Here is a 9,189-nt window from a genome sequence, read left to right as displayed (position 1 = left end):
CCTCGATATGCACGCCCGAGGCCGTCCGGATCACCCGGTTCGGACTTTCGCCGCGCGCATGCTGCGCCAGATGCGTCGAGGGATGAAAGAAGGACGCCCGGTCCCACTGGTCAAGTTGGTCGTTCTTTAGCATGGCGGTCCTCTTTCGCGGATATTGCGTTGTTGTGCACATCTATATCTGAGGATCAGGAAACGCCAAGTGCTTTCGGATTTATTCTTGCCGTGAGGTGGCGCTGATAATACTGTTGTGCACAAATCAACCGAACCAAGGCGTCAGTCCGAATGTCAGAGAAATACGTTCCCTTCAGCGCCGCCGAATATGCCCGGCGCCTTGCCAAGACCCGCGCGGCGATGGAAAAGGCCGGGCTGGAGGCGCTTTTCGTTACCGACCCCTCGAACCAGGCCTGGCTTACGGGCTACGATGGCTGGTCCTTCTATGTCCATCAGGGCGTGATCGTGACCCATGACCGCGATCCCATCTGGTGGGGGCGCTACATGGACAGCATCGGCGCGGGGCGCACTTGCTGGATGGCGCCCGGCTCGATCCATGGCTATGCCGACAACTTCGTCCAGTCCACCGTCCGCCATCCGATGCAAGACCTCGCCGGTCATTTCCGCGCGCTCGGCCTCGGCAAGGCCCGGATCGGGGTGGAGATGGAGAACTACTATTACTCCGCCAAGGCCCATGCGGTTCTGGCCGCCGAACTGCCGGAGGCGACCCTGACCGACGCGACCGCGCTGGTGAACTGGCAGCGCCTGGTGAAATCGGGCGAGGAGATCGCCTTCATCCGCAACGCCGCGAAGATCTCGGACAAGGTGGTCGCGACCGCGATCGAGCGGGCCGAACCGGGGCTGCGCAAGAACGATCTGGTGGCCGACATCTTCCATGCTGGGATCACCGGGGTCGGCGATCTGTGGGGCGACTACCCCGCGATCGTGCCGCTGACGCCCTCGGGGATCGACGCGACGGCGGCGCACCTGACCTGGAACGGCGCCCCCATGCGCGAGGGGGAGGCGACGTTCTTCGAACTGTCCGGCTGCTATCGCCGCTACCACGCGCCGCTTTGCCGGACCGTCTTCCTTGGTACCCCGCCGCAAGAGATGCTGGAGGCCGAGAAGGCCCAGATCGAGGGGATCGAGGCCGGGTTGGAGGCCGCGCGGGCCGGCAACCGCACCTGCGACATCGCCAGCGCCTTCATGGCGGTCCTCAAGAAATACGGCATCCATCGCGAAGGCCGGATGGGCTACCCGATCGGTCTGTCCTATCCGCCCGACTGGGGCGAGCGCACCGCCTCGATCCGGACCGAGGACGAAACCGTGCTGGAACCCGGCATGACCTTCCACTTCATGCCCGCGCTCTGGATGGAAAGCTGGGGTCTTGAGACGACCGAGACGATCCTGATCACCGAAAGCGGGCGGGCCGAGCCGCTCTGCTCGGTCGAGCGCAAGCTCTTCGTGAAGGATTGAGTCCGGTGAACCTGCTTGACGATACCAAGGCGCTCCTGCGCCAGTTGATCGCTTTCCCGACGGTCTCGACCGACAGCAACCTCGCGATGATTGAGTTCCTGGGTGAGCGGCTGGAGGCCGCGGGCGCGAAGGTGGATATCCACCGCGATCCCGGCGGCGCCAAGGCCAACCTTTACGCCACGCTAGGACCCGATCGCGCGGGCGGTATCCTGCTGTCGGGCCACTCCGACGTGGTGCCGGTCGCCGATCAGAACTGGTCGAGCGATCCCTTCGCGATGGCAGAGCGGGACGGCCTTCTTTACGGGCGCGGCACCTGCGACATGAAGGGCTTCATCGCCGCTTCTGTCGCCATGGCGCCGCTTCTGGCTGAGCGCGCGACCGGGCGTCCGGTCCACTTCGCCTTCACCCATGACGAGGAATTGGGGTGCCTCGGCGCGCAGGCGCTGGCGCAGGTCCTTCGCACGCGCGAAGACCGGCCCTCGGTCGCCATCATCGGCGAACCGACGATGATGCGCATCATCGAAGGGCACAAGGGATGCTACGAATACAGCACCCATTTCACCGGGCTCGAAGGGCACGGCTCGGCGCCGGACCGCGGGGTCAACGCGGTGGAATATGCCGTGCGCTACGTCGCGAGGCTTTTGGAGCTTCGCGAAAAGCTGAAAGGCCGCGCGCCGGCCGACAGCCGGTTCGATCCGCCATGGACGACGATCAACACCGGCGCGCTCACCGGGGGCGTTGCCCATAACGTCATCCCCGGCAAGGCGCGCGTCGATTGGGAAATGCGCCCCGTCCAGACAAGCGACGCCGATTTCGTCAAGGATGACCTGCGGCGCTACTGCGAACACGAACTTCTGCCGCTGATGCGCGCCGTTTCGCCCGACGCCGACATCGTGACCGAGGTGATCGGAGAAGTGGTAGGCCTTGTCCCCGCCGAACCGAACGAGGCCAAGGCGATCCTGATGGAACTGACCGGCGCGAACGGGGCCGATACCGTGCCCTTCGGGACCGAGGCCGGCATCTTCCAGTCGCTCGGCATGTCGGCGGTGATCTGCGGGCCGGGCTCGATCGAACAGGCCCACAAGCCCGATGAGTTCCTCGCGGTCGATCAACTCGACCAGTGCCTGGCGATGCTCGACCGGCTGAGTGAAAGACTGAAGGCATGAGCCTCGGGGCCGCCCCGGTCGAAAGCCCTGCCGCGGCGACGTTCTGGCGCGCGGCCCCCTACATCTTCCTGCTGTTCTGGTCGGGCGGCTATACCTTTGCCAAGATGGGCCTTGACCATATCGAGCCCCTGACGATGCTCGCCCTGCGCTACGGGTTGGCGGTCGTCGCGCTCGCCCCGTTCCTGATGCGGCGCGGCATTCGCTGGCCGGGATCCGCGCGCCACTGGGGCGCCGTCGCCCTGACCGGGTTTCTGATCCAGTGCATTTACTTCGGGCTCGCCTATCTCGCGATGAAGCGCGGGATGAACGCGGGCACGACCGCCATCATCATGGCGCTGCAACCGATCCTCGTGGCGGCCCTTTCCCCCCTGATCACCGGCGGACGGCCCGGCGGGCGGGTGCTATGGCTGGGCCTCGTGCTCGGCTTCGCGGGCGTTGTCCTCGTGATCGTCTCCGAACGCTCGCTTGGCCCCAGCCCCTGGGTGGCCGTCGTCCTTGCCCTGTCCGCACTCTTGGGCATCACCCTCGCCACGCTCTTCGAGAAATGGCACGGGATGAAGACCGACCCGGCGGTGGGCGGGGTCGTCCAATACGTCGTGGGCTTCGCGGTCCTGATGCCCGCCGCGATGGCGACCGAAACCATGGTGATCGACTGGGGACCGGAACTTGTGATCGCGCTTGCATATCTGGTGATCGCCAACTCGATCATCTCGGTCGGCCTCTTCATCGCGCTCCTCCAGCGCGGGGACGCGACACGCATCTCGGCACTGCTTTACCTCGTGCCGCCCCTGGCCATGGCCGTCGCCTGGGTGATCCTGGGGGAAACCGTCACCCTCCTTGCCGGCGTTGGCTTCCTGCTTTCGGCCGCGGGGGTTTACCTCGTCAATCGCCAGACCGGGCGCGGCACGTGACGGCGGTCCCTCCCGACAGCGGCACGCTTGGCGCGCCAGCCAGCGCACGCGACCGCTTCGACCGGATGCACGCGCTCCTGCGCACGCGCATCTGCCTGCTCGACTACGCCCCCGGCACCCGGCTTTCCGAGGAGGCGCTGGCCGCTGAATTCGGCACCAGCCGCACGCCGCTCCGGCGCGTCCTCGCCCGGCTGGAGGGCGAAGGGCTGGTGCACTCCGTCCATGGCGTTGGCACCTTCGTCACCGATGTCGAGGTCGAGGAACTGGCCCAGACCTACCGCCTGCGCCTCGAGCTCGCCGAACTGACCGGTCGGCTCGACCCGGTCCCTCCCGACGCCGCGCTCTGGGGAGCGTTCCGGGACCTTTCCGCCCGCGCCCACGGCTTCGGCCCCGATCCCGACCCTCGCGCCTTCGCCGAGTTGATCATGGATTTCTTCGTCGCCCTGATGCGCCTGACAGCCAATGAGCCGCTGCGCGAGATTTGCGAAAGGCTTTACTTCCGCACGACCCGGATCTGGCTCAAGTCCGTCTTTGCCCGCCGCCTCGACCTCGTTGAGGAGGTTGATGTCTTCCGCCGCGAGGTTGACGACATCCTGCGTGCGCTTCGCATCGGCGATCTTGCCTCCGCCGCCCTCATCCAGCGCGCCCATATCTCGATGAGCTTCGAGCGCATGCGCAAGGGTGTCTCCACCACGAACTCGGCACTCTAGCCCCAGCGCATCTTCTTCTTTTCGAAAATATCCCGGGGGTCCGGGGCAGAGCCCCCGGCCTTGGGCGCAAGCGCTCACGCCGGGCCGAAAAACCCGCGCATGCGGGCGCGCAAATATTCCCAGACCGCCGGCGCGCCCCGGGCGACCTTCTGTCCCACGCGCGTTTCCAGCTGTTCGAGCGTGACATTGTATTCGACCCAGGTTCCGCCGCCCGACGCGATGTTGTGCAGAACCGGCTGCACGCGGTCGAGGGATTTGGCAAAGATTGCGTCCGGGGTCTCTGCCGCCTCGAACTCCGCCCAAAGCGCCCGCAGCCCGGGGCCGACATCGGCTGGCAGAAGGCCGAAGATCCGGTCCGCGGCTCGCGCCTCGGCGGCGGCCACCTCCGCCGACCCATGCGCGGCCCCGTTCGCGGAGTGGATCGGGACGTCACCCACGTCGATCTCCACCAGGTCATGCAGGATCAGCATGCGGATGACCCGGTCGATGTTGACGCCGGGGCGGGCCTGGTCGGCCAGCACCATCGCGTAAAGCGCCAGGTGCCAGCTGTGTTCCGCCGAGTTCTCCCGCCGCGATCCATCGGTCAGCGTCGTGGCGCGGTTCACCTGCTTCAGCCGGTCGGCCTCCAGCAGGAATGCGAACTGGTCGTCGAGCCGCGCCATCGCGGGCTCAGTGCGCCGTGGTATCGGGCGGCGCGACCGGGGCCTTGCCGGCGCCACGCTTGATGCGCAACGTCTCCTCGACGAATTTCTGGCCGCGCGCCGCAGCCAGGCGAATGCGCATCGAGGTCAGGAACGCCTCTTGCAGCGTGGGGGAGGAGGCGCCCACAACCTTGGCGACCTCATAGTAAAAGCGGTCGTCGCCAATCTCTTCCATCGCTTCAAGCGTCTGGCGCGCCAGGTCGTCGCCCAGGTCGTCGACCACGCCCATGGTCAGCGCGTGCCTTCGCTGAGGCGGCGCATCACATAGTCCTGAACGGTGCGGATCATGGGCTCCATCTGGGTTTCCTCGTTCTCGAAGAAATGGCCCGCGCCCTCGACTTCCTCGTGGGTGATGGTGATGCCTTTCTGTTCACGCAGCTTGCCGACGAGCGAGGCCGTATCCTTCGGCGGTGCGACCCGGTCGGCGGTACCGTTGATGATCAGGCCAGAGGCGGGGCAGGGCGCGAGGAACGAGAAGTCGTACATGTTCGCGGGTGGCGAGACCGAGATGAAACCGGTGATCTCAGGCCGCCGCATCAGAAGCTGCATCCCGATCCAGGCGCCGAAGGAAAAGCCCGCGACCCAGCAGTGCTTGGAATTCGGGTTCATCGCCTGAAGGTAGTCAAGCGCCGAGGCGGCGTCGGAGAGTTCGCCGATGCCCTGGTCGTATTCGCCCTGGCTGCGGCCCACGCCACGGAAGTTGAACCGCAGGACGGTGAACCCGATCTCATGGAAGGCATAGTGCAGCCGGTGCACGACGCGGTTGTTCATCGTGCCGCCGAACTGGGGGTGCGGGTGCAGGATGATGGCGATCGGTGCGTCGGGGGCTTTCTGCGGGTGGTAGCGTCCTTCCAGGCGACCTTCGGGGCCGGGGAAAATGACTTCGGGCATCTCGTTCTTCGCCTGCTTTCCAACGGGGGCCCCGGGAGGATCAAAAACGGACGGGCCATTCTTGACGATTTTTCTCAGGCACCCTAGAATTGTTCTAAGTACCGGCGAGAGGCCGGTGACCGGGTGGAATGGAGTTAAGGCTCCGTTCGCCCGGCGTCAACGTCTTTGCGGTATCTTCTTGGAGGGGATGCATGAAACTCTCGACGAAAGGTCGTTATGCGATGGTGGCTCTGGCCGACCTTGCGACCACGCGAGAGGATCACATGACATCGCTCTCGGAAATATCGCGGCGTCAGGACATTTCGCTACCTTATCTGGAGCAGCTTTTCGTCAAGCTCCGCCGGGCAGGGCTGGTGGAATCGGTCAGGGGACCGGGTGGGGGCTACCGGTTGGCGCGGCCCGCCGAAGACATCCGGGTAGGCGAGGTCTTGCAGGCCGTGGACGAGACGGTCAGCGCCCTTCATACCGGGGCGGGGGCCTCTGGCGGGGTATCCGGCAGCCGGGCGCAGTCGATGACGAACCGGCTTTGGGAAAGCCTGTCCGCGCATGTCTATGTCTTCCTGCACCAGACCCGTCTATCGGATGTGATCGGAAATGGGCTGAAGCCATGCCCCGCCGTCCCGGCGCTGTTCGAGGTGGTGGACGAATGACCAAACGGGCCTATCTCGACTGGAATGCGACCGCGCCCCTGCGGCCCCAGGCGCGCGATGCGGTGGTGGCTGCGCTCGACGTGGTGGGCAATCCGTCCTCGGTTCATGCCGAGGGGCGGGCGGCGAAGGCCCTAGTCGAAAAGGCGCGCGAGCAGGTGGCCCGTTTGGTCGGCTGCAACCCGGTCGAGGTGGTCTTCACCTCCGGCGCGACCGAGGCGGCGGGCGTCCTGCGGCGGCTGCCCGAGGGGCACAACGTCCATGTCGATCCGACCGCGCATGACTGCCTTCTGACTCATTGGCGCAGCGACGGGACGCGCCCGGATGGGCACACGCTGGCCATGGGGCTCGCCAACAGCGAGACCGGGGTTATAAGCGATCCAGGTGCCAAGCCGGAGGGCGGATGGGTTCATGGCGCGCACCGCGCCGATTTTCTGCTCTTGGACGTGGTCCAAGCTGTCGGCCGCATTCCGTTCGCGTTTTCCTGGTCAGGCGCGGATTTCGCGATCGTGTCGGCCCACAAGCTCGGCGGGCCCAAAGGTGTGGGCGCGCTGATTGTGCGGGACGGGCTGGAGATCGCGCCGTTTGCCCTTGGGGGCGGGCAGGAGAAGGGGCGCAGGTCCGGCACTGAGAATGTCGCGGGGATCGCCGGGTTCGGTGCGGCGGCAGAGGCGGCGATGGCGGATCTGGACGCCGGTCTGTGGTCTGACGTCTCGGCCCTGCGGGACCGGCTGGAGGCGCGGGTCCGCGAGGCTTCGCCCGAGACGGTGGTCGTCGGCAGCGACAGCGCGCGGCTGCCCAACACCGCCTGCCTGTTGACCCCCGGCTGGAAGGGCGAGACGCAGGTGATGCAGATGGACCTGGCGGGGATCGCGATTTCCGCGGGCTCTGCGTGTTCGTCTGGTAAGGTCCGGGCAAGCCGGGTATTGCATGCGATGGGGTACGACGAAACCGCGGCCGCATCGGCGATCAGGGTTTCGCTCGGGGTCACGACGACGAGGGACGAGGTCGACCGTTTCGCGGAGGCCTGGATTGCGGCGCGGGCGCGTCAACGCGCGAGAGCCTCTTGAAGAAAGGCGCGAAACCTATGGATATCGAACAGGAAAAGAATATGGATAGCAGCCAGGGCCAAAGCTCCGACGTGCTGGAGGTTCGTGAAGGCGTCGATCGGGAGACGGTCGAGACCGTCCAGAACATGGGCGCCTACAAATACGGCTGGGAAACCGAGATCGAGATGGAGTTCGCGCCGATGGGCGTGAACGAGGACATCGTGCGGCTGATTTCCTCCAAGAACGGCGAGCCGGAATGGATGACCGACTGGCGTCTAGCCGCCTTCCGCCGCTGGAAGGAGATGGAGGAGCCGCGTTGGGCGATGCTCAACTATCCCGAGATCGACTACCAGTCGCAGTACTACTACGCCAAGCCCAAGAGCATGGCGGAGAAGCCGAAGTCGCTCGACGAGGTCGATCCGAAGCTTCTGGCGACTTACGAAAAGCTCGGTATCCCTCTGAAAGAGCAGATGATTCTGGCTGGCATAGAGGGCGCCGAGGGTGCGCCCTCCGAGGGCCGCAAGGTCGCCGTTGATGCGGTCTTTGACAGCGTCAGCCTGGGCACGACCTTCAAGGAAGAACTGAAAAAGGCCGGCGTCATCTTCTGCTCGATCTCGGAGGCGATCCGCGAGCATCCGGAGCTGGTCAAGAAGTACCTCGGTTCGGTCGTGCCGCAGTCCGACAACTTCTTCGCGACGCTGAATTCGGCGGTCTTCTCGGACGGGTCCTTCGTATATATCCCGCCGAACACGCGCTGCCCGATGGAGCTTTCGACCTATTTCCGCATCAACGCGGAAAACACCGGGCAGTTCGAACGCACGCTGATCATCGCCGACAAGGGCAGCTATGTGAGCTATCTTGAGGGCTGCACGGCCCCCAAGCGCGATACCGCGCAGCTTCATGCCGCGGTCGTGGAAATCGTGATCCTTGAGGATGCGGAGGTCAAATACTCGACCGTCCAGAACTGGTTCCCGGGGGACGAGGAAGGCAAGGGCGGGATCTACAATTTCGTCACCAAGCGCGCCGACTGCCGGGGCGACCGGGCGAAGGTCATGTGGACGCAGGTGGAAACCGGGTCGGCGATTACCTGGAAATACCCCTCCTGCATCCTGCGCGGCGACGACACCTCGGGCGAGTTCTACTCGATCGCCATCGCCAACAATATGCAGCAGGCGGATACCGGAACCAAGATGATCCATCTTGGCAAGAACAGCCGCTCTCGCATTGTTTCCAAAGGGATTTCTGCCGGCAAGGCGCAGAATACCTATCGCGGGCTGGTCTCGATGCACCCGAAGGCGAAGAACAGCCGCAACTATACCCAGTGCGACAGCCTGCTGATCGGCGACAAGTGCGGCGCTCACACCGTTCCCTATATCGAGGTCAAGAACAACTCCTCCCGCGTGGAGCACGAGGCGACGACGTCGAAGGTGGACGACGACCAGCTCTTCTACTGCCGCTCGCGCGGGATGGACGAGGAGGAGGCGGTGGCGCTTGTCGTCAACGGCTTCTGCCGCGAGGTTCTTCAGGCGTTGCCGATGGAATTCGCGATGGAGGCGCAGAGCCTTGTGGCGATCTCGCTGGAAGGAAGCGTCGGATGACCGATTTCCCCTTGGTGGCGACGCGGAAAGGCTGACGCGGATGGTCCGT

Annotated in this window: 10 protein-coding genes; 7 read left to right on the top strand and 3 right to left on the bottom strand. The window is 65.2% G+C overall.

Annotated features, from left to right (window positions below):
* Positions 1-282: 282 nt before the first annotated feature.
* The 4 genes from OE647_RS13770 to OE647_RS13755 are packed head-to-tail and all read left to right on the top strand — an operon-like array spanning position 283 to position 4,254.
* Complete coding sequence (locus tag OE647_RS13770; RefSeq protein WP_263722325.1) at positions 283-1,467, top strand: M24 family metallopeptidase; 1,185 nt, start codon at positions 283-285, stop codon at positions 1,465-1,467.
* Between the two features lie 5 nt (positions 1,468-1,472).
* Positions 1,473-2,633 (top strand): acetylornithine deacetylase, encoded by a 1,161-nt coding sequence (gene argE, locus OE647_RS13765; protein ID WP_412174955.1) that lies wholly within the window; start codon positions 1,473-1,475, stop codon positions 2,631-2,633.
* Positions 2,630-3,544 (top strand): DMT family transporter, encoded by a 915-nt coding sequence (locus OE647_RS13760; protein ID WP_263722324.1) that lies wholly within the window; start codon positions 2,630-2,632, stop codon positions 3,542-3,544. The genes argE and OE647_RS13760 overlap by 4 nt, the downstream gene beginning before the upstream one ends.
* On the top strand, positions 3,541-4,254 hold the full coding sequence (locus OE647_RS13755; RefSeq protein ID WP_263722323.1) for a GntR family transcriptional regulator: 714 nt from the start codon (positions 3,541-3,543) through the stop codon (positions 4,252-4,254). Before OE647_RS13760 ends, OE647_RS13755 begins: the two co-directional genes overlap by 4 nt.
* Before the next feature lie 74 nt (positions 4,255-4,328).
* On the opposite strand, the gene OE647_RS13750 is transcribed toward OE647_RS13755, so the two are convergent.
* Genes OE647_RS13750 through OE647_RS13740 form a run of 3 tightly spaced genes read right to left on the bottom strand, consistent with a single transcriptional unit; the run spans position 4,329 to position 5,846 of the window.
* Positions 4,329-4,916, bottom strand: coding sequence for an HD domain-containing protein (locus tag OE647_RS13750; protein ID WP_263722322.1), 588 nt, complete (start codon positions 4,914-4,916; stop codon positions 4,329-4,331).
* A 7-nt stretch (positions 4,917-4,923) separates the two neighbouring features.
* Positions 4,924-5,184 (bottom strand): hypothetical protein, encoded by a 261-nt coding sequence (locus OE647_RS13745; RefSeq protein ID WP_263722321.1) that lies wholly within the window; start codon positions 5,182-5,184, stop codon positions 4,924-4,926.
* A 2-nt stretch (positions 5,185-5,186) separates the two neighbouring features.
* Positions 5,187-5,846 (bottom strand): alpha/beta hydrolase, encoded by a 660-nt coding sequence (locus OE647_RS13740; protein WP_263722320.1) that lies wholly within the window; start codon positions 5,844-5,846, stop codon positions 5,187-5,189.
* Positions 5,847-6,037: 191 nt separating this feature from the next.
* Between OE647_RS13740 and iscR the strand changes: the two genes are divergently transcribed.
* The 3 genes from iscR to sufB are packed head-to-tail and all read left to right on the top strand — an operon-like array spanning position 6,038 to position 9,140.
* Entirely contained in the window at positions 6,038-6,496 is a 459-nt protein-coding gene (gene iscR, locus OE647_RS13735; RefSeq protein WP_263722319.1) for a Fe-S cluster assembly transcriptional regulator IscR, read from the top strand.
* The gene (locus OE647_RS13730; protein WP_263722318.1) at positions 6,493-7,563 is read left to right on the top strand and encodes a cysteine desulfurase family protein; all 1,071 of its coding nucleotides are present in this window, start codon (positions 6,493-6,495) and stop codon (positions 7,561-7,563) included. The genes iscR and OE647_RS13730 overlap by 4 nt, the downstream gene beginning before the upstream one ends.
* 41 nt (positions 7,564-7,604) lie before the next feature.
* Entirely contained in the window at positions 7,605-9,140 is a 1,536-nt protein-coding gene (sufB, locus tag OE647_RS13725) for a Fe-S cluster assembly protein SufB (RefSeq protein ID WP_263722317.1), read from the top strand.
* Positions 9,141-9,189: the final 49 nt, after the last annotated feature.

Origin of the sequence: Albidovulum sediminicola (genome assembly GCF_025751575.1) — a bacterium.
Lineage (GTDB): Bacteria > Pseudomonadota > Alphaproteobacteria > Rhodobacterales > Rhodobacteraceae > Albidovulum > Albidovulum sediminicola.
Note: the sequence above shows the minus strand (reverse complement) of the source record. Positions and strands in the feature narration are given on the sequence as shown.